The organism is Pseudomonas arcuscaelestis (genome assembly GCF_016881005.1).
Lineage (GTDB): Bacteria > Pseudomonadota > Gammaproteobacteria > Pseudomonadales > Pseudomonadaceae > Aquipseudomonas > Aquipseudomonas arcuscaelestis.
The window spans coordinates 33439-60174 of record NZ_JACOPV010000023.1; the positions used below are offsets into that span (position 1 = coordinate 33439).

The window sequence follows — 26736 nt, forward strand, 5'->3', positions numbered from 1 at the left end:
ATGTACCCTAACCTTTTGAATTATGGAAGCATTTTTTCCGTAATTCCCGGCCCGATACGGGTTACTTCTTCAGCACCACTAACACGTCTTCCAGTTCGACAATCATCTGTCGAATCAGTTGTTTGTACTGAGTGGTGTCGTCCCTGGCTTCATCGCCAGAGAGGCGCAAGCGCGCCCCGCCGATGGTGAAGCCCTGGTCGTACAGCAGCGCGCGGATCTGGCGGATCATCAGCACGTCCTGGCGCTGATAGTACCGTCGATTACCGCGGCGCTTTACCGGGTTGAGTTGCGGGAACTCCTGCTCCCAGTAGCGGAGCACGTGCGGTTTTACCGCACAAAGCTCGCTTACCTCACCAATGGTGAAGTAGCGTTTGCCTGGAATCGGCGGAAGCTCGTCGTTATGACTTGGTTCCAGCATAGGCCTCAACTCGGGCTTTCAACTTCTGCCCTGGACGAAAGGTGACGACTCGACGCGCCGTGATCGGGATCTCTTCCCCCGTCTTGGGGTTGCGGCCCGGCCGCTGGCGCTTGTCACGCAGGTCAAAATTGCCGAATCCGGACAATTTGACTTGCTCGTTGTCTTCTAGAGCGTGCCTGATTTCCTCAAAGAACAGCTCAACCAATTCCTTGGCTTCACGCTTGTTCAGGCCCAGCTCCTCGTACAGCCGTTCGGCCATCTCAGCTTTCGTCAGAGCACCCATACGCTATTTCCTTAACGTGGTGTTCAACCTTTGTTCGAGCGAGGTGAGGATGTTTTGTGTCGCTGTGTTCACCTCTTCATCATTAAGAGTGCGCGACGGATGCTGCCAGGTCAAGCCTACGGCAAGGCTTTTTCTATCAGGATCAATACCTTTACCCTGATAAACATCAAACAGCCTGAGGTCTGTAAGCCATTCGCCTGCATTGTCACGAATTACTTCAAGCACCGAGCTCGAAGCAACATCATGTCCTGCCACCAAGGCCAGGTCACGGCGCACTTCCGGGAATTTCGACAGCTCGCTGAACTTCGGCAAGCGGCCATCGGCAACTTCACCCAGTACCAGCTCGAAGACGAATACAGGACGGTCTAGACCCAGGGTCTTGGCAAGCTCAGGGTGGATAGCCCCTAAGTAACCTACCTCACGACCCCCACGCTCAATACGGGCAGTTTGACCTGGGTGCAAGGCCGGGTGCTTGCCAGGAACGAAGCTGAACTCGGCGAGCGAGCCAGAGAAGCCCAGAACAGCTTCAACGTCGGCTTTAACATCAAAGAAGTCGATGGTGTCGCGACTGTTCGCCCAGCCTTCCGGCAGACGGCTGCCACACACCACGCCCGCAAGCATAGGCTCCTGTTTGAGGTCACCCAACTGGCCAACGAAACGCAGGCCGCTTTCAAACAGGCGTACACGATCCTGCTGACGGTTGAGGTTGTGCTGCAGCGATTTGACCAGGCCTGGCCACAACGAGGCGCGCATGGCCGCCATATCGCTGGAGATCGGATTGGCCAGCAGCAGTGGCTCCACGCCTGGCGTGAACAGTTCGAACAGTTTCGGATCGATGAAGCTATAGGTGATCGCCTCCTGGTAGCCGCGAGCAACCAGCAAACGGCGCAAGGCTGGCAGTTCACCACGGGCTTCAGCCTTGGCTTGCGGGGCCAGGCGAGCTTGCGGATAACGAACCGGTAGACGGTTGTAGCCGTACAAACGGGCCAACTCTTCGATCAGGTCGACCTCAAGGCTGATGTCGAAGCGATGGCTTGGTACTTCCACCTGCCACTGCCCTTCTCCAGCGGTGGTCTTCAGGCCCAGGCCGTTGAGCAGTTGCTCGACCTCAATGCCAGCCATTTCCATGCCCAGCATTTGGCTCAAGCGTTCGGCGCGCAGGGTGATCGGCGCAACCTTCGGCAAGTGCTCTTCGCTGGTGACATCGACCACAGGACCGGCTTCGCCGCCGACAATCTCCAGCAGCAGCGCAGTCGCACGCTCGATGGCCTCGCGAGCCAGTTGCGAGTCAACGCCACGCTCGTAGCGGTGCGATGCATCGGTGTGCAGGCCGTATGAACGCGCCTTACCAGCAACCGAGATCGGTTCGAAGAAGGCGCTTTCGAGGAAGATGTCACGGGTGGTGTCGGATACACCGCTGTGCTCGCCACCCATGACGCCGGCGATGGCCAGGGCACGAGAGTGGTCAGCAATAACCAGGGTATCGCTACGCAGTGCCACTTCCTGACCATCGAGCAGAACGAGCTTCTCGCCCTCCTCGGCCATGCGCACACGGATACCGCCGTTGATTTCGGCGAGATCAAAGGCGTGCATCGGCTGGCCCAGTTCGAGCATCACATAGTTGGTGATGTCGACAGCCGCGTCGATGCTGCGTACGTCGGAGCGACGCAGACGCTCAACCATCCACAGCGGGGTTGGGCGCGACAGGTCGACATTGCGGATAACACGACCCAGGTAACGTGGGCAGGCTGCGGGCGCCAGAACTTCAACCGGACGCACTTCATCATGGACGGCGGCAACGGCCGGCACGGCCAGGCGAGTGACCGGCACGTCGTACAAGGCACCTACGTCACGCGCCAGACCCGCCACCGACAGGCAGTCGCCCCGGTTAGGGGTCAAGCCGATCTCGATGCTGGCGTCGTCCAGATCCAGGTACACGCGAATGTCTTCGCCCACCGGTGCATCAGCTGCCAGTTCCAACAGGCCGTCATTCTCTTCGCTGATCTGCAGTTCTGCAGCCGAGCACAGCATGCCGTTGGACTCAACGCCACGCAGTTTGGCCTTCTTGATTTTGAAATCGCCCGGCAGCTCGGCACCAATCATGGCGAACGGGATCTTCAGGCCAGGGCGCACGTTAGGCGCGCCACACACTACCTGGAAAGTCTCGCTGCCGCTGCTGACCTGGCACACGCGCAACTTGTCAGCATCGGGATGTTGTTCGGTGCTCAGCACCTCACCCACGATGATGCCGCTGAACTGGCCGGCAGCCGGCGTTACGCTGTCGACTTCAAGGCCGGCCATCGAAAGACGAGCAACCAGCTCGTCTCGGGATACCTGCGGGTTTACCCAACCGCGCAGCCATTTTTCACTGAATTTCATCCTGCTCTCCTGAAAGATTCGTTACGGGTGCGCGACCTAGCGAAATTGCGCAAGGAACCGCAAGTCGTTGTCGAAGAACAGGCGCAAATCGTTGACGCCGTAACGCAGCATGGCCAGGCGCTCGGCACCCATGCCGAAGGCAAAGCCCTGGAACTCTTCCGGATCAATGCCAGACATGCGCAGCACGTTCGGGTGAACCATGCCGCAACCCATGACTTCCAGCCAGCCGGTCTGCTTACACACGCGGCAACCTTTGCCGCTGCACATCACGCACTGGATGTCGACTTCAGCCGAAGGCTCGGTGAAGGGGAAGAAGGACGGACGGAAGCGTACCGCCAGTTCCTTTTCGAAGAACACCCGCAGGAACTCTTCGATGGTGCCTTTGAGATCGGCGAAATTGATGTCGCGATCGATCAGCAGGCCTTCGACCTGGTGAAACATCGGCGAGTGGGTCAGGTCCGAGTCGCAGCGATAAACGCGGCCCGGGCAAACAATGCGGATTGGCGGCTGGCTGGACTCCATGGTCCGCACCTGCACCGGCGAGGTGTGGGTACGCAGCAGCATGTTGGCATTGAAGTAGAAGGTGTCATGCATTGCCCGGGCCGGGTGGTGGCCGGGAATGTTGAGCGCTTCGAAGTTGTGGTAGTCGTCTTCAACCTCAGGGCCTTCGGCAATGCCGTAGCCAATGTGGGTGAAGAACTGCTCGATGCGCTCCAGCGTACGGGTGATCGGATGCAGACCGCCTGAGGTCTGGCCACGGCCCGGCAAGGTCACATCAATGCATTCGGCAGCCAGACGGGCGCTGAGTTCGGCTTCTTCGAAAGCAGCCTTGCGCGCGTTGAGCACCTCGGTGACGCGTTCCTTGGCGTCGTTGATCAGCGCGCCCACTTTCGGCCGCTCTTCGGCAGGCATGTTGCCCAGGGTCTTCATCACCTGAGTCAGTTCGCCTTTCTTGCCAAGGAATTGAACCCGGATCTGTTCCAGGGCATTGATGTCTTCAGCGCGTTCCACGGCCTCCAGGGCTTGGGAGACCAGCGCGTCCAGGTTTTCCATGTACAGACTCCAGATACAAAATAGGGGAAGAGCGCAGGCTCTTCCCCTATTAAGACGTTAACACCTGGCGCCGGAAATGACGCCGGGTGATTGTCGGGGTACTTAAGCCAGCGAGGCTTTAGCTTTCTCGACAATCGCAGCAAACGCCGCTTTTTCGTTCACTGCCAGATCAGCCAGAACCTTACGGTCGATTTCGATCGACGCTTTTTTCAGGCCAGCGATCAGGCGGCTGTAGGACAGACCGTTGATACGCGCACCAGCGTTGATACGAGCGATCCACAGAGCGCGGAACTGACGTTTTTTCTGACGACGGTCGCGGTAGGCGTATTGGCCTGCCTTGATGACCGCTTGCTTGGCAACACGGAATACGCGCGAGCGTGCACCGTAGTAACCTTTAGCCAGTTTCAGAATTTTCTTGTGACGCTTACGAGCGATGACGCCACGCTTTACACGAGCCATGAGTAACTTCCTCTATCTAGATCCAAAAATTAACGAAGGCGCAGCATGCGCTCGACTTTTGCCACGTCCGACGGGTGCAGCAAGCTGCTACCACGAAGTTGACGCTTACGCTTAGTCGACATTTTGGTCAGGATGTGGCTCTTGAAAGCGTGTTTGTGCTTGATGCCGTTAGCCGTTTTCAAGAAACGCTTGGCTGCACCGCTTTTGGTTTTCATTTTTGGCATGTTCGGATACTCCGCATTCAGTTGATAAACATAACCGCAAGGCCTGCCGTGCCCTGGTGGTTATTTCTTTTTCTTGGGGGCGATGACCATCAAAAGCTGGCGTCCTTCCATCTTCGGATGCTGTTCGACGGTTCCGTATTCGGCAAGATCAGCTTCGATCCGCTTCAACAGTTCCATACCCAGCTCCTGGTGGGCCATCTCACGACCACGGAATCTCAGAGAGATTTTGGTCTTGTCCCCATCACTAAGGAAACGTACCAGGTTGCGTAGTTTTACCTGGTAATCCCCTTCCTCCGTCCCTGGACGAAACTTGATTTCTTTGATCTGGATGACTTTCTGGTTCTTCTTCGCCGCGGCCTGCTGCTTCTTCTTTTCGAACAGGCTCTTGCCGTAATCCATGACTTTGCAGACAGGAGGTACAGCATCAGCAGAAATTTCTACCAGGTCCAGCTTCGCTTCTTCAGCGATACGAAGCGCTTCACCAATCGAGACGATGCCCAACTGCTCGCCGTCAACGCCAATTAACCGAACCTCGAGTGCCGAGATATTCTCGTTGATCGGGGCCTTCGGTACAGCTCGTTTGTCTTGTCTCATATCACGCTTAATAATAATTACTCCGAATCTTGGCGACCACGCCGGGAAACCGCTTGCGCGAGCAAGTCCGCGAACTCGGCGACGGGCATTGAGCCCAGGTCAGCACCTTCACGGGTACGCACAGCGACAGTTTGCGTTTCGACTTCCCGATCCCCGATAACTAGGAGATAAGGAACCTTGAGCAAGGTATGCTCGCGGATCTTAAAGCCAATTTTCTCATTTCTCAAGTCGGACTTGGCACGAAAACCGCTTTCGGCCAGAGTTTTTTCCACTTGTTGAGCAAATTCGGCTTGTTTGTCGGTGATATTCATCACCACCGCCTGAGTTGGCGCTAGCCAGGCCGGGAACGCACCTTCGTAGTGCTCGATCAGAATTCCGACGAAACGCTCGAACGAACCGAGGATGGCACGGTGCAGCATGACAGGATGCTTGCGGCCGTTGTCTTCGGACACGAACTCTGCGCCCAGGCGAATTGGCAGGTTGAAGTCGAGCTGCAGGGTACCACACTGCCAGACACGACCGAGGCAATCCTTGAGCGAGAATTCGATTTTCGGACCGTAGAAAGCGCCTTCACCTGGCTGCAGGTCGTATGGCAGACCGGCGCTGTCAAGCGCGGACGCCAACGCCGCTTCGGCGCGATCCCACAGCTCATCAGAACCAACACGCTTTTCAGGACGAGTGGACAGCTTCATCACCACGTCGGTAAAGCCGAAGTCCGCATAGACATCCATGGTCAGCTTGATGAAAGCCGCAGATTCGGACTGCATCTGCTCTTCAGTGCAGAAGATGTGCGCATCGTCTTGGGTAAAGCCACGCACACGCATGATGCCATGCAGAGCACCCGACGGCTCGTTGCGGTGGCAAGCACCGAATTCGGCCAGACGCAGCGGCAATTCGCGGTAGCTCTTCAGGCCCTGATTGAACACCTGCACGTGGCAAGGGCAGTTCATCGGCTTGATGGCGTAGTCGCGGTTTTCCGACTGCGTGGTGAACATGTTGTCGGCGTAGTTGGCCCAGTGACCAGACTTCTCCCACAACGAACGGTCAACAACCTGCGGGGTCTTGATCTCGAGGTAGCCGTTGTCACGTTGCACCTTGCGCATGTACTGCTCGAGCACCTGGTACAGCGTCCAACCGTTAGGGTGCCAGAACACCATGCCCGGCGCCTCTTCCTGGAGATGGAACAAACCCAGGCGCTTGCCGATTTTACGGTGATCGCGTTTTTCCGCTTCTTCAATGCGCTGAATGTAGGCAGCCAACTGTTTTTTGTCGGCCCAGGCAGTGCCATAGACACGCTGCAGCTGCTCGTTTTTGGCATCGCCACGCCAGTAGGCGCCGGACAACTTGGTCAGCTTGAACGATTTGAGGAAGCGGGTGTTCGGCACGTGCGGACCGCGGCACATGTCGACATATTCTTCGTGGTAGTACAGGCCCATGGCCTGTTCATCCGGCATGTCTTCGACCAGTCGCAGCTTGTAGTCTTCGCCACGCGCCTTGAAGACCTCGATTACCTCGGCACGCGGGGTAACTTTTTTGATGACATCGTAGTCGGTGTCGATCAACTGCTGCATGCGCTGCTCGATAGCAGCCATGTCTTCAGGTGTGAAGGGACGCTCGTAGGCGATGTCGTAGTAGAAGCCTTCGTCGATGACCGGACCGATAACCATTTTAGCGGTCGGGTACAACTGCTTGACTGCGTGGCCAACCAGGTGGGCGCACGAGTGACGGATAATCTCCAGCCCCTCTTCGTCCTTGGGTGTAATGATTTGCAGCTTGGCGTCGTGCTCGATCAGGTCACTGGCATCTACCAGCTTGCCATCAACCTTGCCTGCTACGGTGGCCTTGGCCAGGCCTGCACCAATGGATGCGGCGACTTCGGCTACGGATACGGCCTTGTCGAACGAACGTTGACTGCCATCGGGAAGAGTAATAATGGGCATGGCGCCTCCTCTCCTAGTGGTGACCCCTACCAAAGGTCACGTGGGTTGGGATGAGCCAGTACAAGATCCGCCCCTGTCTTTGCACAAGCAAAGCCTGCCTCACAGTGGCAGAAGCCCGAACGCCTGCCAGGGAACGAACCAGAGTGACTGGAATAAAAAGGGAATTGCAAGCTACAAGCCGTAAGTAAAAGCTGGCGGCAATTTCAAGCTAGGCATGCTAGCACAAAGCTTAGCGACCACTGAGGGGAACTTGAGGGGAAATTTTCCGCTCAGAGTTTCTGAAGCGACCTACTCTTGTGAAACTAGACCCCAAGGAGTGTTTGGCTATGCGACTTCCGTCTTTTCTGGCCCTGGCGGCTGCTTCTGCTCTGTTACTGCCGCTGGGCGCCAGTGCCGGCCAGCTACCTGCCGATTACCAGACATCCTGCGTGGCTCAGGCACAGAAGCAAGGCCTGACCCAGGACAAAGCCGTAATTCACTGCAAATGCGCCGGAGATGTGCTTGAAAAAAACCTCAGCGATAAAGAGATCAAGGACCTCGACACCCTGCAGGATGGCGTAGATGCAAGCGTAATGAAGCGCGCGCAAGAAAAAGTCGCAGCGGTCTGCGGCCCGAAAAAATAGGCCTTTGGCCGGATAATCCATCGCTAAATTGCTCCAGATCAGCAATCTGCGAAGGTAAAAGGGGCTACAAGCCCATATTTATACTATGATGGTCGCGTGCACCCTGTTGGCCTCGGCAACACCGCACTACCGAAAATCATGTTTCCTGGAGATACACCCATGTCTAATCGCCAAACCGGCACCGTAAAATGGTTCAACGATGAGAAAGGCTTCGGCTTCATCACTCCACAAGGTGGCGGCGACGACCTGTTCGTTCACTTCAAGGCTATCGAATCTGACGGTTTCAAAAGCCTGAAAGAAGGCCAGACCGTTTCCTTCGTTGCCGAAAAAGGCCAGAAGGGCATGCAGGCTGCACAAGTTCGTCCAGAGTAAGCTCTGACCGAATAAAAAAACCCGTCCATGTGGCGGGTTTTTTTGTGCCTGCGAGAAACGGAAATCAGCCGCAGTTAACGCTAATAACCACACCTTGCGCATTGGTGTGCAAATTCAGGCGCTCGGAACGGTAATCCATGGTCATGACATCATTCGGGCCAAGCGCATGCGCCATTTGCGATCCGCTGGCCTTGCGCGCTTGCTCGACCAAAGCTGGCGTTGCTTGCTTGCCGACGGCGAACTCGGCGCCGCTTGCCTGACAACGGCCGTCGTTGTTCGCCACTGCAGCCTCCGGGGCCTTGGACGACGAACCACTATTGCTGCTACAACCGGCCAATACGGCAACTGCTACCAGGCTCATCAGTGATGCACGGAACATGAATCCTCCTTAAAAACGGAATGCTGCTGCCTCTGTGACAGCCTCGCTGATTTTTCGTTGCAAAACCCGTCAAGTCTGCCTGAGCCAGCGCGCTCAGGTAAAAACCTAATCGTCACGGAATTTTGCACAAAGTGCATGGGCACTCAGTACAGGTCTATGTAGTCACTCACAGGTTTTGGCCAGTTGCTGCTCAAAACATTGAACACCTGCAGCACCCAACGCTCATCTGCTGCCGCCTGCTCCCCCACGCAGCCTGAGCCGGCCGCCCAGGTTTCCAGACGAAAGGCCAAGCCATCCAGATCACGCCCACCTACGACTTGCGATAGCCAGGCAATGCCATCGCGACTGACCCGCAACTGGTTGTGCACAGCGTTGCTACCGGCGGCAAGCATGCGGCGTACCGTCTCGACGGTGAATTGTTCGGGGTTGCTCAAGTCGATCTGCACAGCACTGTTCCGCCAAGCTGAAAACCATTAGTTTGCCACGCCCCCGCGCTTATGCCTAAGTCGCAGTGCCTGGACCACTCTGGACATGCTCTACTGCTGCCTTGGGCGAAGGGCAATCAGGTCTCCGTCTTCATACGCCAGGGCACGGCATTTGAACTCACAGCGCGCAGTTATTTTTGGAAAAGCTTATGACAAGCCACATCATCGATGCCGACATCAAGGTCAAGTGGGCCGAAGGCCAAAGCGCCTACAGCCCCGCCAGCGCTGAAGAACTGATGCTGATTGCCGTTGACCTATTGGTCAAAGACCTGGGCAATGAGGCTGCCCGCAGCTTCGTCGATCAGGTGTTCGAACGCTACTCGCAGGCTACTTCAGACGCGCAAGCCGCGCACTGAGCAGGTCAAAAAATCCCTGGGCATCTGCACTGTCGATCCACAGCACATTGGCCGGTTGCCCAAGGACGCCGTGCCAGTCAGCAATTGTCTGGCCATAGGTCAAGCCTTTGCGGCTGTCCACCTGCATGTAAATCTGCCGGCCGCTGAACAAGGCCGGCCTGATCAGGTAAGCGATCACACTGGCGTCGTGCACCGGGCCGCCCGGAATACCATAGCGCTGCATATCGGGCCTGCCGTAGGCATCGAGAATGCCCACCACCCGCTTGCTGGCCTGATTATCGACGGTGGCCAACTGCCTGAGCCGTGCGTCGCTGGTCAGCACCTTATGGGTCACATCCAGTGGCAGGTAGGTCAACTTGACCCCACTGCTCAACACCGCTTCAGCGGCCTCCGGATCGGCAAATAGATTGAATTCAGCCACGGGCGTGATGTTGCCACCATTGAAATGGGCCCCTCCCATTACTATCACCTGCTTGATGCCGCGGACTATTTTCGGGGCTTGAATCAAGGCCAGCGCCAGGTTGGTTTGCGGGCCGAGCATAGCCAGGGTAATGCTTTGCGGCTTGGCGTTACTCAACGTCTCGACCAAGTATTCAACCGCACAGCCTTTGGCCAAGCCTTGATTGGGCTCATACACCGCAACACCCGGCAAACCCTCCTCACCATGGATATCAGCGGCGTAGACAGGCGTGCGTAGCAACGGCCTGGTCGCACCGGCATATACAGCAATGTCTTCTCGCCCTCCCCACTCCCTGGCCAACCTTGCATTGCGCGACGTTTTCTCCAGGCGCACGTTGCCAGCAACCGTTGTGATAGCGCGGATGTTCAGCTCTTCGGGTGAAGCCATGGCCAACAGCAAGGCCACTACATCGTCAGCACCCGGGTCGGTATCAATGATCAAATCGATGGGCGCAACTTGCTCTGCGCCCTGCGATAAAATGGACATCAGCAGAACTCCTTGTAGCAGACGTTTGGCGCAATGAATCAAGCCACCGAATTCATAAAGCGTTAAAACGTAACACCGGCGATCAGAGCAATATTGCTGTAGGGCTGGCACTCCCCGCTACGCACTATGGCGCGGGCGCCACGGCAGAGCTGCTTGAACTCAGGATGATTAAGTCGAGTTCTCGCACCAAGCTGACCATGGGCATGATATTGCTCAATGGTGGTCAAGGCCGGAGGATTGGCCGTGAACGTTTCATCGGCGAGCACATGGCTCTGCACCTGCATTTCGCTTAATACCGCACGCAGAACACTGGCAAAATCCGGAGTACCCGGGGTCAACGCCAGATCGATCAACTCGACACCCGGTGGTACCGGCAAACCGGCATCACCAATGACCAGGATATCGCCGTGCCCCAGCGAGGCGATGAGCCGCGACAGGGCAATGTTGAGCAAAGGCGTCTTCTTCATGACCACACCTCGCCCAGACGAGGAATTGAAGGCTGGGCGCCAGCGCGGGTTACCGATAGGGCCGCGGCACGTTGGCCAAAAGCAATCGCCTCACTTTCCTCCACTCCCCGCGCAAGCGCAGCTGCGAAACCACCTACAAACGTGTCGCCAGCAGCCGTGGTATCCACTGGCCGTACTGGCGGCGCTGCAAAGTGCCGTACGCCTTGGGCGCCGGCGAACAACGCCCCTTGGGCACCCAGCGTGATGATCACGTTTTTTACCCCAAGTTCGCGCAGATGGCTGGCCACAACTTCCGCGCTGGCCAGATCGGTTACCGGCAGGCCGGTCAGCGCCTGCGCTTCACTTTCATTGGGGATCAGGTAGTCGATTGAAGCGTACCAACTCAGCGGCAAGGGGCCAGTGCAAGGTGCAGGGTTGAGAATCACTGTTTTGCCCAGTTCCCGGCCCCGCTCAAGAGTGTAGGCCACAGTCTGCGAGGGCACTTCCAGTTGGCAGATGATGACTTCAGCGCCTTGCAGCAAGTCATCGGAAGCCTGAACCGATTGTGGCTGTAACTGACCATTGCCACCCGGGATGATAACGATGGCATTCTGGCTGCTGGCATCTACCACAATCAATGCCAGCCCGCTGGATACACCGGGACACACTGCCACCCCTCGACAATCGATCTGCTCATCGAGCAAGGCCTGGCGCAGTTGGTGGCCATAAGCGTCGTCGCCGACATTGCCGATCATCGCAACCGAAGCGCCCAGGCGCGCTACAGCCACCGCCTGGTTGGCGCCCTTGCCACCCGGCACGGTAGCAAAGGATTCTCCCGCCAGGGTTTCGCCAGCGCGCGGCAAGCGCTCGGCGCGGGCCACCAGGTCCATATTGAGACTTCCAACCACCACCACTTTGGCGTGCATAGGTGCTCCGATCTCAACGGTATTCATTGAAGAGGTCTGGACGCGGTGCAGTGGACTCACGCAACACGATCTTGGGCTCAACGATGCGTTGCTCCGGCTCGCCGCGCAACGGCTGGGCAATGCGCGACAACAACAGTGAGGCAGCGCTCTCACCCAGTTCACGAATCGATTGCCCCACCGTGGTGAGGGCCGGGAAGACGTAGCGACTCAGTTGGATGTCATCGAAGCCTATGACCGAGAGTTCGCCGGGCACACAAATATTGCGTTCTGCCGCAGCACGCAGCACACCGATGCCGATCATATCGTTGCCAGCAAAAATCGCCGTAGGTCGGCGCCCCTCGAGCAGTTGCGCAGCCGCCGCATACCCACCCAGGCTAGTGAAGTCACTGCTGACGATATGCTCGTCACTCACCTGCACTTGAGCTTCAGCCAACGCGCGCTGAAACCCTGCCAGACGCAGCTGCGCCGTACTGGTGCTGGCCGGGCCACCGATGCAGGCAATGTCGCGATGCCCCAACTCCAGCAAATGGCGGGTAGCCAGATAAGCCCCCAACTCGTGGTCGATGCGCACAAGATCCGCTGCGACGCCCTCCAGCTCACGATCGACGATAACCATCGGGGTGCGCACGTTGGCCAGGCTGCCTTGCAAGTCGCTGTCTTCACCCACGGACGCCACAATCAGGCCATCGATGCGCTTTTCCAGCAGCACGCGCAGGTAACTGCGTTGTTTTTGCGGGTTGTCGTCTGAGTTGCACAGAATCACGCAATAGCCATTACGCTCGCAGGCATCCTCGATACCTCGGGCAAGCTCGGCAAAATATGGGTTGACGCTATTGGGCACCAGCAAGCCAATGGTAGCGGTGCTGCGCGCCTTCAGCGAACGAGCCACCGCACTTGGCACATAGTCGAGCTCAGCGATAGCCGCTTCGACCTTGAGGCGTACAGGCTCGCTGACCGGGCGGGTTTTGTTCAGTACATGGGACACTGTGGTGTAGGAAATACCCGCCAGCGCCGCGACATCTTTGATAGTTGCCATGAGTCAGTTCCGCCGGCTAGCACGCCGGCTACGATAGGTGTCGAGGACCACGGCGATAACGATTACCGCCCCGGTAATAATGCGCTTGGTTGGCTCCGATGCGCCGATCTGCGCCAGGCCTGCGGCCAGCACAGAAATAATCAATACGCCAAAGAACGTGCTGATGACTGAGCCGCGTCCGCCCATCAAACTGGTCCCGCCGATCACTACGGCGGCAATGACCTGAAGCTCAAGGCCGGAGCCAGCATTGGGGTCGGCGGCCTCCAGGCGGGAAATCTGAAACAGCGCGGCAAGGCCGGCCAGCAAGCCCATCAGCGAGAACACCAGGATTTTGTAAGGGCGCGGATCGATACCCGCCAGGCGCACGGCCTCTTCATTGGTGCCGATGCCTATCAGGTAGCGCCCGAACACCGTGCGCGTCAGTACCAGTTGGGCAACGACGATCACAAGCAAGGCGATGATGAACGACGGTGATATTCCGAACGCCAAAGGATTGGAGAGCCAGGCAAAAGCGTCGCCAATGTAGGCGGTACGTGAGTCGGTCAGCTGGTAGGCCAGGCCTCGGGCCATTTCCAGCACGCCCAGGGAAACGATAAAGGATGGGATACGCCAGGCGACTGTAATTGAGCCGGTGATGCTACCTGCCAGTGCCGCCACGGCCATACCCAGCAAGGCAGCTGGCAGTGGGCTCCAGCCCCACCCCAGCATGGCGACACTGACTGCCGAGGCCGCCAGGGCCAACACCGATCCGACCGATAGATCGATACCGCCAATGATCAGCACGAAGGTCATGCCAACCGCCAGCACCATCAAATCGGGGATCTGGTTGGCCAATGTGCTGAACGTACCGTAAGAGAGAAAGTGGCTGCTCAGGAACGAGAACAGCACAATCATCGCCAGTAACGCACCGGCCAACCCCAGGTAGGTGCCAAACCCAGAATAACTACTGCTGCGTTTGGCGCCTGGCGGCACTGTGTCCAATGGCGTGGTTTTCATGAGTCTGTCCTGGGCGCTGCCTCGTGCAGCGCATTACGTTTCTGATAGCCGGCAAAGGCCGCGGCCAGTAATTGATCCTGGGTCCAGGTTTCACGCTCGAAGGTATCGACCAGCCGTCCGGCGCTGAGCACACCGATACGGTCACAGATCAGCATCAGCTCGCGCAGATCACTGGAAACCACCACCAATGCCTTGCCGTTGCGCGCCAGGTCAGCCAGCAAGCCGTAGATATCGAATTTGGCACCGACATCGATGCCACGGGTTGGCTCGTCAAACAACAGCACCGAGCAATCACGTTCCAGCCAACGACCGATCACTACCTTCTGCTGATTACCCCCCGACAGCTCACCTACCGCCTGTTGCGGACCAGAACTGCGGATACGCATGGCAGCGATCTGGCGCTGTGCCAAGTCACGCTCGGCATCGCGGTCAAGTATTCCCGCCCGGGAAATCGCCGGCATGTTGCCCAAGGCAATATTGCTGCTGATTGACTGCAACAGCAGCAACCCCTCGCCCTTACGGTCTTCGGTAATCAGGGCGATGCCCTGGCGCACTGCCGATACTGGAGAACGTATGTGAACGCCACGCAAAGGATTGCCCAACTCGATAGTGCCGCTGTCGGCGCGGTCGGCACCATAGATCAAACGTAGTAATTCGGTACGACCTGCACCTATCAGCCCTGAAATGCCAAAAATTTCGCCACTGCGCACCTCGAAAGACACGTCGCGAACTTTGTCAGCTCTGCCCAGGCCATTGACCTTGAGCAACGGCGCACCGATCTGGCGCTGACCCAGGTCGATATGCTCGGCCAATTCGCGCCCCACCATCAGGTTCACCAGTTCGGCGCTGCTATAGCGTGCCATCGGCTCGACGCATACCAACCGACCATCGCGCAACACAGCGATACGCTTAGCGATGCGCTTGAGTTCTTCGAGACGATGAGAGATGTAGACGATGGCCACGCCCTGTTGCTGCAGGCGGGCGATCTGAGTGAACAGCAACTCGACCTCTCGCGCCGTGAGCATGGCGGTGGGTTCATCGAATATAAGTACTCGGCATTCACCGATCAGGTTGCGGGCGATTTCCACCATTTGCTGGTGACCGATACCCAGCTCGCCAACCGGGGTGTCTGGATCGATAGCATCCAGGCCGACTTGCGCCATCGCAGCCTGGGCCATCTGGCGCAGGCGCTTGCGGTTGATCCAGCCGGCACGGCTAGGCAGGTTGTCGAGAAACAGATTCTCGGCCACGCTCAGTGTCGGCAGCAGATTGAGTTCCTGCATGACCATGCGCACGCCCATTCGCTCGGCGGCGGCCCGGCTGCCGGGCAGGTAGGGCTGACCTTGAAATTCCATATACCCGGTGCTGGGCGTCTCCAGACCGCCAATGATTTTCGACAGGGTACTTTTGCCCGCACCGTTCTCGCCAGTGAGGGCCAGCACTTCACCTCGACGCAGGCTCAGGCTGACATCGCTCAGCACCGGCTGAGCGTAGGTCTTGCCTATTGCACTGACCGAAAGCACTACCTGCGCAGTCGCTGACATTACCTGTTCTCCTGACGCCTGCCATGGGCAGGCGCTTGCAGTGCGACTACTTGTTGGTGATCAGCTCGACTGGGGTCTGGATGACGTTGTCAGCGTCTACTTCTGGCTTTTCGCCCTTGAGCATCTTCAACGCGGCTTCAATACCGAACACTGCCTGTTTGGCCGCGTACTGATCAGCGGTCGCAAGTACCCGACCATCCTTGAGCATAGGCTTGATGGCGTTGATATTGTCGTAGCCGACGACTTGCACCTGGCCAGCCTTGCCCGCTGCCCGTACCGCCGAAACCGCGCCTAACGCCATGCTGTCGTTGCCAGCCAGCAGCGCCTTGAGTTCAGGGTGGGCATTGAGCATGGAAGCCGCAACGGCGTTGCCCTTGGCAATTTCCCAATCGCCCGACTGCACTGAAACGACCTTGATTTGCGCCGCCTCCATCGCATCCTTGAAGCCAGCGGTGCGCTGCTGGGCATTAGTGGTGGTCGAGACACCTTCAATGATGCCGACTTCATCGCCAGCCTTGAGCTTTTCCTTGGCCAAGTACTCGCCCACCAGACGTGCACCCTTGCGATTGTCCGGACCAACAAAGGGTACGCTGAGGTTCTTGCTCTTGAGGACTTCAGGGTCGAGACGGTTGTCGATATTGACCACGGTAATGCCCGCGTCCATGGCTTTCTTGACCACAGGTACAAGCGCCTTGGAATCGGCAGGTGCGATAACCAGGGCATTGACCCCGGAAACAATCATCTGCTCGACAATGCGAATCTGGTTGCCTGAATCGGTTTCATCCTTGATGCCGTTGGACACCAGATCAAATGCGCTGGCATGTTCTTTCTGGTAGGCCTTGGCCCCGTCTTCCATGGTGAGGAAGAACTCATTGGCAAGGGATTTCATCACCAGGGCAACCTTGGGCTTTTCCTCCGCCACGGCCGGGGAAAGAGGCAGTGCGAGGGACAGCGAAGACATTACGGCGAGCGCCAAAAGACGTCCTGCGAACGGCAGCTTCATTGCATTTACTCCGAATTTTATAATTATCTATCGGGTCGCAAACGTTTGCGTTAACTCACTATGGGAACGCAACCAGACTTTGTCAAATTCGCCACCGTCGATGCTCTGGAAGTTGCCCGTACGAATTATCATCAAATTGCTCGGAAAACCGAACCCCCCAAAATGGAACATTCGGTTTATCGAACAGAAAAAGTTAAAAGGGACGTCCTCTAGCTTCAAAAAAACCATGTATATCAATTAGTTAACCACATAATCCGACGAACGGCAGACTTGGCCCGCTTTCTGCTCCCTCCTGCGAGTTACACAGCGAACTCCATTCATAAGAGAGATCAATAATGAAAGCTGCGCTTAACTCCTTCGTTCCAGGGGCATTGGCCCTGCTGCTGTTACTGCCCGCAGGTGTCAACGCCAAAGAAGTCGAGAACCAACAGAAACTGGCCAATGTGGTCATTCTCGCCACCGGGGGCACCATCGCTGGTGCCGGTGCCAGCGCCGCCAACAGCGCCACCTACCAAGCCGCCAAGCTGGGCGTGGACAAGCTGATTGCCGGTGTTCCGGAACTGGCAAATATCGCCAATGTGCGCGGCGAACAAGTGATGCAGATCGCCTCCGAAAGCATCAGCAATGACAACCTGCTGCAACTGGGCAAACGCGTTGCCGAGCTTGCCGACAGCAAGGATGTCGATGGGATCGTGATCACCCACGGTACCGATACCCTGGAAGAGACTGCCTACTTCCTCAACCTGGTAGAAAAAACCGACAAGCCAATTGTAGTTGTCGGCTCCATGCGCCCAGGCACTGCCATGTCTGCCGACGGTATGCTCAACCTCTACAACGCCGTAGCCGTGGCCAGCAACAAAGAGTCGCGCGGCAAAGGCGTGCTGGTCACCATGAACGATGAAATCCAGTCGGGTCGTGACGTCAGCAAGACCGTTAACATCAAGACCGAAGCATTCAAGAGCCCTTGGGGGCCACTGGGCATGGTCGTTGAAGGCAAATCGTATTGGTTTCGCCTGCCAGCCAAGCGCCACACCATGGATTCCGAATTCGACATTAAGAAAATCAACAGCCTGCCTGCGGTAGACATCGCCTACGGCTACGGCAACGTTACCGACACCGCCTACAAGGCGCTGGCACAGGGCGGCGCCAAAGCAATCATCCATGCCGGCACCGGCAACGGCTCGGTATCCTCCCGCGTAGTTCCTACACTGCAGGAGCTGCGTAAGGAGGGCGTGCAGATCATTCGCTCCTCGCATGTGAATGCCGGCGGCTTCGTACTGCGCAACGCCGAGCAGCCTGACGACAAGAACGACTGGGTTGTAGCCCATGACCTCAACCCACAAAAAGCCCGGATTCTGGCAATGGTCGCCTTGACCAAGACCCAGAACAGCAAAGAGCTGCAGCGGATTTTCTGGGAATACTGAGTTTCGCACTCCAAGTGCTTGCCCCTCCTGTAGGACGGGGCAAGCCCTCCCCCCGCCTACCCCAGGTAAAAATACTTTAAACGGACCGCAGCAAAGTGCGCGGTTTGCGGTCTCATGCGCTCTTTTACTGACGAGCTGTTGCGAAATTGCTTACAGTAAAATACTGTACGCACATACAGCCAAATAAGGAACGTTTCGTGGCCACCACTTCCGCCCCTGCCAGCAGTTACGAGCAACTGGGCATCCGCATCCAGAAAATCATCAACTCACCGACCGCACAGAAAGCGCGAGCCGCACTGATCTTCCGCCTGGAGCATGAATCCCCCGACGATTGGGCGACCCTGCTTGAGGAAATCGCCGAGAACGACAACGTCACCCTCGCCTACCGCGATGACGGTGGCGTGCAGATTTTCTGGGTTGTGCCAAAGGAAGATTGAACCCGCATGAGAGTTTCGTTTTTTGCAGTCGCTTGCCTACTGTTTAGTTTCACCAATGCCCACGCCGACGCACCCCGCACTTTCAGCGAAGCCAAAAAAGTTGCCTGGCGCTTGTATGCACCGCAGTCCACTGAGTTCTACTGCGGCTGCAAATACAACGGCAACAGGGTCGACCTCGCCGCGTGCGGGTACATTCCGCGCAAGAATGCCAACCGCGCCTCGCGCATCGAATGGGAACATATCGTTCCTGCCTGGCAGATTGGCCACCAGCGCCAGTGCTGGCAAAGTGGCGGGCGCAAGAATTGCACACGCAATGACAAAGTATTCCAGCGTGCCGAGGCCGACCTGCACAATCTGGTGCCAAGTATTGGCGAGGTAAACGGCGATCGCAGCAATTTCAGCTTCGGCTGGCTGCCTGAACAACGCGGGCAATATGGTTCATGCCTGACCCAAGTGGACTTCAAGGCCAAGAAGGTCATGCCGCGGCCATCGATTCGCGGGATGATCGCACGCACCTACTTCTATATGAGCAAGCAGTACAGCCTCAAACTGTCCAAGCAGGACCGCCAACTCTATGAAGCCTGGAACAAAACCTACCCACCGCAACCTTGGGAACGCCAGCGCAATCAGCGAGTCGCCTGTGTGATGGGGCACGGCAATGAGTTCGTCGGCCCGGTGAACCTCAGTGCTTGCGGTTGAGCATCAGGCCAGCGCCTGCAGGTAGGCGCTGGCCTGATGGTAACGAGCCAGGCGGGCCAGGTCTTCGGGGCCGGGAGAGGCAATGCGTGACAGGTCACTGTTGTCGGCAAGATCAGCAAGCTTCACTACGCGCGCCAACGGATCGTCGCCTACACGGATAACGAAAGCCTCATAGCTTTCCTCATCCCGACGGCTCAATGCCTGCACTGCGGCGAGGATCTTGAGGGTAAAGCCTTCGCGGGCAAGGTCCGGCAACGTCATCGAAGAATCCTCGAGCACATCGTGCAGCACCGCAACGATGCGTTGCTCGACTGTCGAGACCTGCAACATCACCCGTAGTGGATGCAGGATATAGGCAGCGCCGCCCTTGTCCTGCTGCCCTTCATGCGCCCTCGCTGCCACCGCAATTGCCCGCTCCAGCGTAGACATAAGCCCTCCTGCTCAATGCTCGCGCGGCTTATGGCGCGCCTTGCCGTGGACGTTGCTCAACCGGCCCTCATGCATAGCATAGTCAAGCAATTGTCCTTCGACATCAAAGTCATGGCGCAGGTAAAGCGCAAGCGCCGGTTGTTTGTCGGCGCCTTCAGTCGGTTCGATAGGCTGTAGGGGTATGGCGGGCGACGCTTCCTTCATCACAGCTCTCCTTGCATTGAGCTGTGAGTGTACGGGGCCCGGGAAGGCTGTGGCTAGCGTGGCGCGTCGTGCTGAATAACGATCGAGTCGGTACCCAGGCGCGTCATCACATCAGCCTGCCGCGCCTCGGCCTCAGCCTTGCTCGGGAACGGACCGAGCAAAACCACTGGCTTGCCGTTGCGGTACACCACTGACGAAGGGATCTGCTTTTCGATCAGGCGGGCGGTCATGTCGCTCAAGGCGCCCATGTTCGCCCCCTGGACGATTTCAACGTCCCACCCTTCAGGTGCAGGCTTATCTGCCATGGCTTCGGCGCTGCGCTGCAGCTCGGCGCCACCACAGGCTTCGCGAATGCGCAGGTTGCTGCCCTTGTCGGCGAGAACAATCTCGTAGCCCTCGGTTTGCTTGAAGGCCACATAGCTGCGGTAGGGCAAAAAGGCACCAGCATCGTCTTTACTGCGCACCTGACCGCAAATGGTGCCCTGTTTGTCGATTCGCACGTTGCCGAACTTGGCCGTCTTGGGATTGGGCAACTGCTCGGCAATTTGCTTGTGCACGCCTTCGACTGCATTTTCGCAGCCGGCCAGAGCCAGTACTGCCATTACCATCGCCACTTTGCGCACGCGTCTATCTCCTGGATACAAGCGGCGGATTTTACCATCGGCGGCAAGGCCAAAGGTTACAATCGGCGGCCCGATGAAAGCAAAAAGGGCGATCCTTTCGGATCGCCCTTCTTGTCGAGATTTGGTAGGCACAATTGGACTCGAACCAACGACCCCCACCATGTCAAGGTGGTGCTCTAACCAACTGAGCTATGTGCCTGCTGTGGGGCGCATAATACGCAGGTATGCACCTGTCGTAAAGCGAAATTTCATAAAAAAATCAGCAGCTTTAGTGCGCCTGGCTCGCCGAGGCATCGCAGAAAATCCAAGACAACAAAAAAGGGCCCACCTTTCGGTGAGCCCTTCTGGACCGCCCAGCAGGGGCGGATTTGATTTGGTAGGCACAATTGGACTCGAACCAACGACCCCCACCATGTCAAGGTGGTGCTCTAACCAACTGAGCTATGTGCCTGCTGTGGGGCGGCATTCTACGTATTCGGTTGACAGTGTCAACTCTTTTTTTTGGCTAAGCCACTGAATCTTAAAAATATTTAGCAAAAGCCGGGGTAAAGGATTTTTAACACATGACTAGCGGGTGTTTATTATTATTGATAGCATCGGTACAGTCGTAAAAAATATAAAACAGAGGTTTCGCAGCATGGCCAATACACCCTACCCTCAGTCCTACTACGCCGCATCGGCCAATCCGGTACCGCCGCGCCCGGCGTTGCAGGAAGAGGTACAGACCGATGTCTGCGTGATCGGCGCCGGCTACACCGGTCTGTCCAGCGCCTTGTTCCTGCTGGAAGCCGGCTTTAGTGTCACCGTGCTGGAAGCCGCCAAAGTCGGTTTCGGCGCTTCGGGCCGCAACGGTGGCCAGATCGTCAACAGCTACAGCCGCGACATTGACGTTATCGAACGTACTGTTGGCCCCAAGCAGGCGCAACTGCTCGGCCAAATGGCCTTTGAAGGCGGACGCATCATTCGCGAACGCGTAGCCAAATACAACATCCAGTGCGACCTCAAGGACGGCGGTGTATTCGCAGCCCTGACGCCCAAGCAAATGGGCCATCTGGAATCGCAAAAGCGCCTGTGGGAACGCTACGGCCATACTCAACTGGAGCTGATGGACCAGAAGCGCATCCGTGAAGTAGTCGATTGCGATCAGTATCTGGGCGGCATGCTCGATATGAGCGGCGGCCACATTCACCCCCTGAACCTGGCCCTGGGCGAAGCTGCAGCGGTCGAGTCGCTGGGTGGCAAGATCTACGAGCAATCCCCGGCTGTACGCATCGAGCGTGGCGCTAACCCGGTTGTGCACACACCACAAGGTAAAGTGCGTGCCAAGTTCATCATTGTTGCCGGCAACGCCTACCTGGGCAACCTGGTACCGGAACTGGCGTCCAAGTCGATGCCGTGCGGCACTCAGGTAATCACCACCGAACCGCTGGGCGATGATCTGGCGCGTCAACTGTTGCCGCAAGATTATTGCGTCGAAGACTGCAACTACCTGCTCGACTACTACCGCCTGACCGGTGACAAGCGCCTGATCTTTGGTGGTGGCGTGGTTTACGGTGCACGTGATCCGGCGAACATCGAAGCGATCATCCGACCGAAAATGCTCAAAGCCTTCCCGCAACTCAAGGACGTGAAGATCGACTACGCCTGGACCGGCAACTTCCTGCTGACCCTGTCGCGCCTGCCTCAGGTAGGTCGTCTGGGTGACAACATCTACTACTCCCAGGGTTGCAGCGGCCACGGCGTTACCTATACCCACTTGGCGGGCAAGGTGCTGGCCGAAGCACTGCGCGGACAAGCCGAGCGCTTCGATGCGTTCGCCGAGCTGCCACACTACCCGTTCCCAGGAGGCCAACTGCTGCGCGTACCGTTCAGCGCCCTGGGCGCCTGGTACTACAGCCTGCGCGACCGCCTGGGCTTCTAAGCCCTGGCTGCTTCCAGGCTGTTACTGCCCCAGGGCACTGACGGCCTGGCGAGCTGCTCGTTCCTGGCCCGCCTGGGCCAGGTCATTGGCCGCCTTCAGCCAACGCTGACGGTCAACCTGAGCGGGCAACTGGCCCGGCTGCTGTACCAGTACCGCCCAACTCCCCTGCTTGTTCCACACCGATGTGAAATCATCAAAATCCATCAGCATGCGTCGATTCATCCCGGCACGCAGCAGCACGCGTTCCTTGTAGCGGTCGTAGCCGACCAGCAAGGCATAGCGCGGCTCACCCCAAAATGCCGCCCCCTCTTCAAACCGCAACAACACTGGATTACCCGCAGACACCTGGGTCAGCAGTGCGTTGAGTTTCGGCTCCAGCGGATAGACCACCATGCCATATTGCCGGGCAACGTTCTGCATCGAGTCCTGCAGTTTGTCGACCCCTTGCGGCAGCCCCAATGGTTGCTCAAGCAACCCTGGAGTAATGCGTACGCCTTGTTGCGAAAGTATGGCTGCCAGCGCCATGGGTGCGCTTTGATTGGCGTTGCCGCGATAAAACGGTACCGAACCAATTTCTACGCGCTGAGCCAGGCCTTGGGTCGGCGCTGCTGGTTGACTGGCACAACCGACCAACGCGAGTGTCAGTGCACACGCTGCCAGCAGGCGGCCTGGGGCTATCGCAAAAAAGGTGTTAGACAGTGGCAGCATGAACACTCGCTTGTGCTGATGCCCGGCAGACAGCGCCCGGCCCTGGGTTGCGATCATAGGCCGGTAGAAGGCGCGGGTATAGAGTGAAGAAGGCTTAGAACAAAGCGGCCCAAGGCTCAAGACCATCGGTCAATAGCCTGCAACACGGCTTCGGCTAGACTCTAGTGGAGTTCGCGTGGCGAGCAAATTGGGCTGGCCATGGACCTGAGGAGGCAAACATGAGCCTGACAATGGCAATTTTCATGCTGGTTGGCGCCTGGTTGAGCGTTGCCGCCGCCATGCTCTGGGGGGTGCTGCGGATCGCCCGCCGTCACCACACCCACCATACCTTGCCCAAAGCCACCAACGAGGCCGTACCCGTTCGGCGGAGCCGCCGACATGCCAATGCGCATTGATTAGCATGCCAAGAACTTACTGTGGTGCCTACCAGTTCCCGAACGCCTCAACGCAAACAGTCAGCAAAAAAAAGGACTGCGCTGCAGTCCTTCGCGGATGAATCCGCTCCCACAAAATGCCCCTAATGCCCGTAACAACAAAAAGCAGTTGCCCCCGCAAGAGAGCAACTGCCCGGCTACTTACATCATTCTTGCGCAGCTTCGCGCTTGATACGCGCCCTGCGCGACATGATGTTGAGCATTTCAATCGCAGTAGAGAACGCCATCGCCGCATACACGTAACCTTTCGGTACATGGGCACCAAAGCCTTCGGCGATCAGGGTCATACCGATCATGATCAGGAAGCCCAGCGCCAGCATTACTACGGTCGGGTTGTCGTTGATGAACTTGGCCAGCGGGTCGGCAGCGACCAGCATTACGATTACCGCACTCACTACGGCAATGATCATGATCGGCAGATGCTCGGTCATGCCCACGGCAGTGATGATGCTGTCAATCGAGAACACGATGTCCAGAATCAGAATCTGACCGATTGCAGCGGCGAAGCCCAGTGTGACAGTCGACGAAGCCTTGGCTTCAGCCTGGGCGCGTGGGTCAACGCTCTCGTGAATTTCCTTGGTCGCTTTCCACAGCAGGAACAAGCCACCCGCAATCAGAATCATGTCCTTCCAGGAGAAGGTATGACCAAACACGTCGACAACCGGCTCAGTCAACTGCACGATCCAGGCCACGGTACTCAACAGGCCCAGGCGCATGACCAGCGCCATGCTGATACCGATGCGGCGCGCTTTGGAGCGAAATTCCACAGGCAACTTGTTGGTCAGGATAGAGATGAAGATCAGGTTATCGATGCCGAGCACGATCTCCATGGCCACCAGGGTGGCCAGGGCTACCCAGGCGGTCGGGCTTGCAGCGAGTTCCAACAAGTATTCCATTAATCATTCCTGCATCGAGATAAGGGTGGGTCAGATTTCTTTGGAGCTGTCGTCGCGCTCGGACTTGGCGGTTTTTTCACCCTCGGAACCGGTGGCTTCGCTCAACGCCTGCTGAGCGGCGTCGTTAGTCTTGTCGATAGCTTCCTTGGCCGACTCAGCTGCCTGGTTGAGCATCTGCTGCGCGGACTTTTCCGCCTGCTCGCAACCGCTCATGGCAAACAGGGCCAACAGCAACACCAAGGGTGTACCAATGGATTTTAGGTGCAACATTTGAAGTTCTCCGTGTCGATGATCGATGCCCACTCAGTGGCACCGTGATGGCTGGAGATTCTAAATATCTTGATACATCAGGAAAATTCGTATTTTCAGCAGTTATACTTCGGTTTTTACGAATCGAGACATCGCATGCTCAACTATCGACAGCTGCACTACTTCTGGGTGGTCGCCCGCACAGGTAGCATTGTGCGGGCCAGCGAGCAGTTGAACCTGACCCCGCAAACCATCAGCGGACAGATCAGCCTGCTCGAACAAACCTATGGCATTGAACTGTTTCGCCGTGTCGGGCGACAGCTGGAACTGAGCGAAAGCGGGCGTCAGGCGCTGACCTACGCCGAACAGATGTTTCAAATTGGCGGCGAGCTGGAAGCTATGCTGCGTGCTCGCCCAGATGAACAGCAAATTCTTTTTCGCGTCGGGGTGGCCGATGTGGTGCCCAAATCCATTGTCTACCGACTGCTGGCACCGACCATGGAAATGGAAGATGCCCTGCGCCTGAGTTGCCGCGAAGACAAGCTGGAACGCCTGCTCGCAGACCTTGCGATTCAACGCCTGGACTTGGTGATATCCGACAGCCCCATGCCCAGCCACCTGGACATCAAGGGCTACAGTCAGCGCCTGGGGGAATGTGGCATCAGCTTTTTCGCCACCCCTGCCCTGGCCGCCAGCCTGGGCGAAACGTTCCCCGCGTGCCTGCAACATGCCCCGTTGCTGATCCCCGGGCAGGAAACCGTCGTTCGTAGCCGCTTGCTGCGCTGGTTCGCCGAGCAGCAGATTCAACCGCGAATCGTTGGCGAATTCGACGACAGCGCGCTCATGCAGGCCTTCGGTCAATCCGGTAGCGGTATCTTCATTGGCCCTAGTGTCATCGCCGATGAAGTCTGCCGCCATTACGGCGTGCAACTGATTGGCCAGACCGACGCGGTCATCGAGTCGTTCTATGCCATTTCGGTGGAGCGCAAGGTCAAGCATCCGGGCATCATCGCAATCACCGAAGGGGCCCGGCGCCAGTTATTCAACTGGTAGCGACGCTACCGCGTACACGCATCAACCCCAGGGCCAGGAGAACCGACAACCCGATCAGCAGTGCAGCGACGTAACCGAGACTAGCCAGGCCCAGGCTTTCAATCACCTGACCACCAATAATCGCCCCCAGGCCGATCCCAAGGTTTGCCCCGGCGATGTTCAGCGAAGCCGCAAAAGCTGGCGCCTTGGGCGCGGCCTTGATCAGACGCACGTGACTGACCAGAAACAGCGCCGCCTGAGTTGCACCCCAGATCGCCAGCGCGCCGATCAGGCCATAAGTGGAGTGAATACTCGGTACCAGGGCAACCAAGCCAACCAGCATCAACGCACAAAAGCCGCCCGAAGCCAGCAGCGGATGACGATCCACCGCTCGCCCGCCCAAGCTGTTGCCGATCAGGCCAACAGCGCCGAAGCCCATCAAATACCAGCCTACCCTAGCCCCATCGAACCCGGCCAAGCGCTCCAGAATGTCGGCCAGGTAGGTATAAACGGTGAACATGCCGCTGAACACCAGTACCGACAGCAGTACATGCCCCTGGAGCAAGCGACTACGCAAAATACCGAATTGCCCGCGTAAGGAGGTGGCCTGGTTATGGCGAGGGGTGCGCGGCAGGTAAAGGTGCAGCAGCAACGCCTTGGCCAGGGCCAGCAGTGCCAGCAAAGCGAAAGCGGCGCGCCAGCCCAGGGCGTCACCCACCAAGGTGCCGACAGGAATGCCGAACACCGTGGCACACACCACGCCAAAACTGATCTTGGATATCGCCCGCCCGGCGTACGCCGGCCCAACAATATCAACTGCCGTTTCACTGGCCAGCGACCAGAAGACCGGCAACCCCAACGCCGGCAGCAACCGCGCCAGCCCCATTACGTAGATATTCGGCGCAATGGCTGCCAGCAGATTGCAGGCGGCGAACAGCAACAGAATGCCGACGAACAGGCGCTTGCGCTCCAAGCGTGCACACCAGGCGGTAAGAAAAGGGCCAAAGCAGGCCACGGTGAAAGCAAACAGGGTCACCAACAGCCCTGCCTGGGGCACACTCACCGCCAGGTCGCGAGCGATGCCCGGCAGCAACCCGACGATCACGAACTCAGTGGTCAATACAGTGAAGCCGGCAGCAGCCAGCAGCAGAATCGGCAGTAACATCTACACTCCAGCGATCTAAACATTCACGGCGCTGAGCCGTTTCCAAGGGGCGC

The 26736-nt window shown here is 57.7% G+C and carries 33 protein-coding genes and 2 tRNA genes; 9 read left to right on the forward strand and 26 right to left on the reverse strand.

What is annotated here, in order from left to right; all coding sequences use genetic code 11:
- Positions 1-61 precede the first annotated feature (61 nt).
- The 8 genes from H8F21_RS27015 to thrS form a co-directional block, all read right to left on the reverse strand.
- Positions 62-418 carry a MerR family transcriptional regulator gene (locus H8F21_RS27015; RefSeq protein WP_203482220.1) on the reverse strand — a complete coding sequence of 119 codons (357 nt, stop codon included), beginning with the start codon at positions 416-418 and terminating at the stop codon, positions 62-64.
- Positions 399-701 (reverse strand): integration host factor subunit alpha, encoded by a 303-nt coding sequence (gene ihfA / locus H8F21_RS27020; RefSeq protein WP_002553164.1) that lies wholly within the window; start codon positions 699-701, stop codon positions 399-401. The genes H8F21_RS27015 and ihfA overlap by 20 nt, the downstream gene beginning before the upstream one ends.
- 3 nt (positions 702-704) lie before the next feature.
- Positions 705-3080: a phenylalanine--tRNA ligase subunit beta gene (gene pheT / locus H8F21_RS27025; protein ID WP_203482218.1), complete on the reverse strand. Its 2376-nt coding sequence runs from the start codon at positions 3078-3080 to the stop codon at positions 705-707.
- Between the two features lie 36 nt (positions 3081-3116).
- Complete coding sequence (gene pheS / locus H8F21_RS27030; RefSeq protein ID WP_028941672.1) at positions 3117-4133, reverse strand: phenylalanine--tRNA ligase subunit alpha; 1017 nt, start codon at positions 4131-4133, stop codon at positions 3117-3119.
- Between the two features lie 102 nt (positions 4134-4235).
- Positions 4236-4592 carry a 50S ribosomal protein L20 gene (rplT, locus tag H8F21_RS27035; protein WP_010222414.1) on the reverse strand — a complete coding sequence of 119 codons (357 nt, stop codon included), beginning with the start codon at positions 4590-4592 and terminating at the stop codon, positions 4236-4238.
- A 29-nt stretch (positions 4593-4621) separates the two neighbouring features.
- Positions 4622-4816: a 50S ribosomal protein L35 gene (gene rpmI / locus H8F21_RS27040; protein WP_002553160.1), complete on the reverse strand. Its 195-nt coding sequence runs from the start codon at positions 4814-4816 to the stop codon at positions 4622-4624.
- A 60-nt stretch (positions 4817-4876) separates the two neighbouring features.
- Positions 4877-5428 (reverse strand): translation initiation factor IF-3, encoded by a 552-nt coding sequence (gene infC / locus H8F21_RS27045; RefSeq protein WP_178084210.1) that lies wholly within the window; start codon positions 5426-5428, stop codon positions 4877-4879.
- Complete coding sequence (gene thrS / locus H8F21_RS27050) at positions 5428-7350, reverse strand: threonine--tRNA ligase (RefSeq protein ID WP_136475527.1); 1923 nt, start codon at positions 7348-7350, stop codon at positions 5428-5430. The genes infC and thrS overlap by 1 nt, the downstream gene beginning before the upstream one ends.
- Positions 7351-7676: 326 nt before the next feature.
- Between thrS and H8F21_RS27055 the strand changes: the two genes are divergently transcribed.
- Positions 7677-7973, forward strand: coding sequence for a hypothetical protein (locus H8F21_RS27055; RefSeq protein ID WP_203482216.1), 297 nt, complete (start codon positions 7677-7679; stop codon positions 7971-7973).
- Between the two features lie 159 nt (positions 7974-8132).
- On the forward strand, positions 8133-8345 hold the full coding sequence (locus H8F21_RS27060) for a cold-shock protein (protein ID WP_003179963.1): 213 nt from the start codon (positions 8133-8135) through the stop codon (positions 8343-8345).
- 64 nt (positions 8346-8409) lie between these two features.
- On the opposite strand, the gene H8F21_RS27065 is transcribed toward H8F21_RS27060, so the two are convergent.
- Both H8F21_RS27065 and H8F21_RS27070 read right to left on the reverse strand, forming a co-directional pair.
- Positions 8410-8724, reverse strand: coding sequence for an I78 family peptidase inhibitor (locus H8F21_RS27065; protein WP_203482214.1), 315 nt, complete (start codon positions 8722-8724; stop codon positions 8410-8412).
- A gap of 143 nt (positions 8725-8867) precedes the next feature.
- Complete coding sequence (locus H8F21_RS27070) at positions 8868-9170, reverse strand: hypothetical protein (RefSeq protein WP_203482212.1); 303 nt, start codon at positions 9168-9170, stop codon at positions 8868-8870.
- Between the two features lie 188 nt (positions 9171-9358).
- Here H8F21_RS27070 and H8F21_RS27075 point away from each other — a divergent pair, with 188 nt between their 5' ends.
- The gene (locus H8F21_RS27075) at positions 9359-9565 is read left to right on the forward strand and encodes a hypothetical protein (protein ID WP_203482210.1); all 207 of its coding nucleotides are present in this window, start codon (positions 9359-9361) and stop codon (positions 9563-9565) included.
- Here the strand turns inward: H8F21_RS27075 and H8F21_RS27080 are convergent.
- From H8F21_RS27080 to H8F21_RS27110, 7 genes are all read right to left on the reverse strand, one after another.
- Positions 9537-10511 (reverse strand): nucleoside hydrolase, encoded by a 975-nt coding sequence (locus H8F21_RS27080; RefSeq protein ID WP_203482208.1) that lies wholly within the window; start codon positions 10509-10511, stop codon positions 9537-9539. The genes H8F21_RS27075 and H8F21_RS27080 overlap by 29 nt on opposite strands.
- A gap of 62 nt (positions 10512-10573) precedes the next feature.
- On the reverse strand, positions 10574-10978 hold the full coding sequence (rbsD, locus tag H8F21_RS27085; protein WP_203482206.1) for a D-ribose pyranase: 405 nt from the start codon (positions 10976-10978) through the stop codon (positions 10574-10576).
- Positions 10975-11883 (reverse strand): ribokinase, encoded by a 909-nt coding sequence (rbsK, locus tag H8F21_RS27090; protein ID WP_203482204.1) that lies wholly within the window; start codon positions 11881-11883, stop codon positions 10975-10977. The genes rbsD and rbsK overlap by 4 nt, the downstream gene beginning before the upstream one ends.
- A gap of 13 nt (positions 11884-11896) precedes the next feature.
- Positions 11897-12919 (reverse strand): LacI family DNA-binding transcriptional regulator, encoded by a 1023-nt coding sequence (locus H8F21_RS27095; RefSeq protein ID WP_203482203.1) that lies wholly within the window; start codon positions 12917-12919, stop codon positions 11897-11899.
- 3 nt (positions 12920-12922) lie between these two features.
- On the reverse strand, positions 12923-13915 hold the full coding sequence (locus H8F21_RS27100) for an ABC transporter permease (protein ID WP_203482201.1): 993 nt from the start codon (positions 13913-13915) through the stop codon (positions 12923-12925).
- Positions 13912-15459 (reverse strand): sugar ABC transporter ATP-binding protein, encoded by a 1548-nt coding sequence (locus H8F21_RS27105; protein WP_203482200.1) that lies wholly within the window; start codon positions 15457-15459, stop codon positions 13912-13914. The genes H8F21_RS27100 and H8F21_RS27105 overlap by 4 nt, the downstream gene beginning before the upstream one ends.
- Positions 15460-15505: 46 nt before the next feature.
- A complete protein-coding gene (locus H8F21_RS27110) occupies positions 15506-16462 on the reverse strand; it encodes a sugar ABC transporter substrate-binding protein (RefSeq protein ID WP_203482198.1) in 957 nt (318 codons plus the stop codon).
- A gap of 335 nt (positions 16463-16797) precedes the next feature.
- On the opposite strand from H8F21_RS27110, the gene H8F21_RS27115 reads away from it, so the two are divergent.
- The 3 genes from H8F21_RS27115 to H8F21_RS27125 all read left to right on the forward strand — a co-directional run bounded on the left by H8F21_RS27115 (position 16798) and on the right by H8F21_RS27125 (position 19022).
- Entirely contained in the window at positions 16798-17886 is a 1089-nt protein-coding gene (locus H8F21_RS27115; RefSeq protein WP_203482196.1) for an asparaginase, read from the forward strand.
- Positions 17887-18032: 146 nt separating this feature from the next.
- Positions 18033-18323: a DUF1654 domain-containing protein gene (locus H8F21_RS27120; RefSeq protein ID WP_203585700.1), complete on the forward strand. Its 291-nt coding sequence runs from the start codon at positions 18033-18035 to the stop codon at positions 18321-18323.
- A 6-nt stretch (positions 18324-18329) separates the two neighbouring features.
- Positions 18330-19022: an endonuclease gene (locus H8F21_RS27125; protein WP_203543698.1), complete on the forward strand. Its 693-nt coding sequence runs from the start codon at positions 18330-18332 to the stop codon at positions 19020-19022.
- A gap of 3 nt (positions 19023-19025) precedes the next feature.
- Here H8F21_RS27125 and H8F21_RS27130 read toward each other — a convergent pair whose 3' ends face one another.
- From H8F21_RS27130 to H8F21_RS27150, 5 genes are all read right to left on the reverse strand, one after another.
- Positions 19026-19451 (reverse strand): GTP pyrophosphokinase, encoded by a 426-nt coding sequence (locus tag H8F21_RS27130; protein ID WP_203482324.1) that lies wholly within the window; start codon positions 19449-19451, stop codon positions 19026-19028.
- A gap of 12 nt (positions 19452-19463) precedes the next feature.
- Positions 19464-19655 carry a GNAT family protein gene (locus H8F21_RS27135; RefSeq protein ID WP_203482326.1) on the reverse strand — a complete coding sequence of 64 codons (192 nt, stop codon included), beginning with the start codon at positions 19653-19655 and terminating at the stop codon, positions 19464-19466.
- A gap of 53 nt (positions 19656-19708) precedes the next feature.
- On the reverse strand, positions 19709-20278 hold the full coding sequence (locus H8F21_RS27140; RefSeq protein ID WP_203482328.1) for an SPOR domain-containing protein: 570 nt from the start codon (positions 20276-20278) through the stop codon (positions 19709-19711).
- Positions 20279-20400: 122 nt separating this feature from the next.
- Positions 20401-20477 (reverse strand) — tRNA-Val (locus tag H8F21_RS27145).
- A gap of 175 nt (positions 20478-20652) precedes the next feature.
- Positions 20653-20729, reverse strand: a tRNA-Val gene (locus tag H8F21_RS27150).
- A gap of 186 nt (positions 20730-20915) precedes the next feature.
- On the opposite strand from H8F21_RS27150, the gene H8F21_RS27155 reads away from it, so the two are divergent.
- On the forward strand, positions 20916-22199 hold the full coding sequence (locus tag H8F21_RS27155; protein WP_203482330.1) for an NAD(P)/FAD-dependent oxidoreductase: 1284 nt from the start codon (positions 20916-20918) through the stop codon (positions 22197-22199).
- Between the two features lie 21 nt (positions 22200-22220).
- Here H8F21_RS27155 and H8F21_RS27160 read toward each other — a convergent pair whose 3' ends face one another.
- Complete coding sequence (locus H8F21_RS27160; protein ID WP_203482332.1) at positions 22221-22964, reverse strand: peptidase C39 family protein; 744 nt, start codon at positions 22962-22964, stop codon at positions 22221-22223.
- A 161-nt stretch (positions 22965-23125) separates the two neighbouring features.
- On the opposite strand from H8F21_RS27160, the gene H8F21_RS27165 reads away from it, so the two are divergent.
- Entirely contained in the window at positions 23126-23302 is a 177-nt protein-coding gene (locus H8F21_RS27165; protein ID WP_203482334.1) for a hypothetical protein, read from the forward strand.
- Between the two features lie 185 nt (positions 23303-23487).
- Here the strand turns inward: H8F21_RS27165 and H8F21_RS27170 are convergent, their stop codons facing one another.
- Both H8F21_RS27170 and H8F21_RS27175 read right to left on the reverse strand, forming a co-directional pair.
- Entirely contained in the window at positions 23488-24237 is a 750-nt protein-coding gene (locus H8F21_RS27170) for a TerC family protein (protein ID WP_203482336.1), read from the reverse strand.
- A gap of 30 nt (positions 24238-24267) precedes the next feature.
- Positions 24268-24507, reverse strand: a complete 240-nt coding sequence (locus H8F21_RS27175) for a hypothetical protein (protein ID WP_136475506.1) — start codon at positions 24505-24507, stop codon at positions 24268-24270.
- Positions 24508-24642: 135 nt separating this feature from the next.
- On the opposite strand from H8F21_RS27175, the gene nhaR reads away from it, so the two are divergent.
- Positions 24643-25539 carry a transcriptional activator NhaR gene (gene nhaR / locus H8F21_RS27180; protein WP_203482338.1) on the forward strand — a complete coding sequence of 299 codons (897 nt, stop codon included), beginning with the start codon at positions 24643-24645 and terminating at the stop codon, positions 25537-25539.
- Here nhaR and H8F21_RS27185 read toward each other — a convergent pair.
- Complete coding sequence (locus tag H8F21_RS27185; RefSeq protein ID WP_203482340.1) at positions 25529-26683, reverse strand: MFS transporter; 1155 nt, start codon at positions 26681-26683, stop codon at positions 25529-25531. The genes nhaR and H8F21_RS27185 overlap by 11 nt on opposite strands.
- Between the last annotated feature and the right edge of the window lie 53 nt (positions 26684-26736).